At 44.3% G+C, this 1,414-nt stretch carries 3 protein-coding genes; 1 reads left to right on the forward strand and 2 read right to left on the reverse strand.

All coding sequences use genetic code 11. From position 1 onward, the window contains the following. Positions 1-369 (reverse strand): aminopeptidase P N-terminal domain-containing protein (locus A3762_RS09885; protein WP_197469181.1); only part of this gene is annotated, 369 nt, incomplete at its 3' end. 16 nt (positions 370-385) lie between these two features. After that, positions 386-991, reverse strand: a complete 606-nt coding sequence (locus A3762_RS09890) for a UPF0149 family protein (protein ID WP_068502980.1) — start codon at positions 989-991, stop codon at positions 386-388. Positions 992-1,163: 172 nt separating this feature from the next. Here A3762_RS09890 and A3762_RS09895 point away from each other — a divergent pair, with 172 nt between their 5' ends. Continuing rightward, positions 1,164-1,370, forward strand: a complete 207-nt coding sequence (locus A3762_RS09895) for a TIGR02449 family protein (RefSeq protein ID WP_068475982.1) — start codon at positions 1,164-1,166, stop codon at positions 1,368-1,370. The last annotated feature ends 44 nt before the right edge of the window (positions 1,371-1,414 follow it).

The raw sequence follows: 1,414 nt of genomic DNA on the forward strand, positions 1-1,414 counted from the left end.
TCGGCCTTCAATAAGCCCCGGCAAAATATCGTCGATATCACTGATCGGAAATGCATCGTCCACACCAAGCTCTTCCAACGCACGATCTGGCCCAAGAATTTTGCCATCCCACATTTCCTTTGTTGGATCTCTTTCACGGCAGAACAACACAGCTTCACCATGTTCTCGCCCGGGAATAAGAGCTAGCACAGCATCAGGTTCATTAAACCCAGTGAGGTAATAGAAATCACTATCTTGTCGAAACGGAAATTCTGCGTCATTGTTTCGAGTTAACAGCTTGGCTGAGGGCAATATCGCAATCGCGTTATCGCCCATGTGTTCAGCGAGCGCATTGCGGCGCTCGGCATATTCTGAAATAGGAATACTCATGAAGGCTATCTAATTACTAGTGCAAAGTCGGAGATGGTTCGTTTGTTTCTAGTGTGTCTGCTGGCGGTTCAGGCTCATTGAACTCAGCATATAAATTCAATACCCCGATACGGACGTATTCACACACCTCAAAAAAATCACGCTCGCTGGTTTCGGAGCTATCCAAACGTGCATCAAGCTGACTAATTTCTACCAAGTCACTCAGTATTTCTTTTAGATCTTGGTCAAGATTGGTTAAACCTTGCGCTTGCGCAACAGCGATTCCTTCCAAAAATCCAGAAACCCAAGCACCTAAAGATTCCCCACGCTCAGATAAAGAGTAGCTGTCATCAGGCATACATATCTGAAACTCGCTTGAATCGGCGTCTACTTTTTCCACTGTTTGATGGTAAAAATTACAAAGGTCCGATTGGACATTCGGTTGCTTATCTACGTTGAACTCTTCGATACCCATGTGCTCTAGACACAGGCCAAGCCAAATTTCGTCTTGAAGCTTACTCTTTCCGGCAAGCTGTCCCATAACAATCCCATGTAACTCACTCGGGTGGTTAATCGCACCGTTTAAGTTATAGACATTGGCGAGCCATTCAAAATCGCTCTCTAATTGCATCTCATCACTCATAGAGACTCCGTTGGTGCAAAAATTTTAAGGGAAATTATACGACTGATTCACCCCGTGGTGTTAGCCTTATTGACCCTAAGGCGGAGCCAAATTATAGTCGTAGTAATACGAAACACCGACTATCTTAGATGCTCTTTCATTTCGCTCTAGGTCATCACTAAGGAAAGCAGTCATGGACAACTCGTCTATCAGCCGATTCTCAGACAAAGTTGAGCAATTACTTGCCTACTGTCAGCGCCTTGAAGAAGACAATGCTCGCTTACAGCAGTCACAAGAAGAGCTTCATAACGAACGTACTCAACTACTACAAAAAAACGAACTCGCAAAATCTAAGATAGAAGGCATGATCGGTCGCCTACGTGCTTTGGAGCAAAATTAATGTCTGAGCAGAATACGCTTGAAGTAAAGATTCTGGACAAAGAG

Source organism: Oleiphilus sp. HI0125, from assembly GCF_001635355.1.

What these genes read in the sequence shown, in the direction of transcription:
- A3762_RS09890 (WP_068502980.1), bottom strand. Translation starts at nt 991, where the DNA reads ATGAGTGATGAGATGCAATTAGAGAGCGATTTTGAATGGCTCGCCAAT.
- A3762_RS09895 (WP_068475982.1), top strand. Translation starts at nt 1,164, where the DNA reads ATGGACAACTCGTCTATCAGCCGATTCTCAGACAAAGTTGAGCAATTA.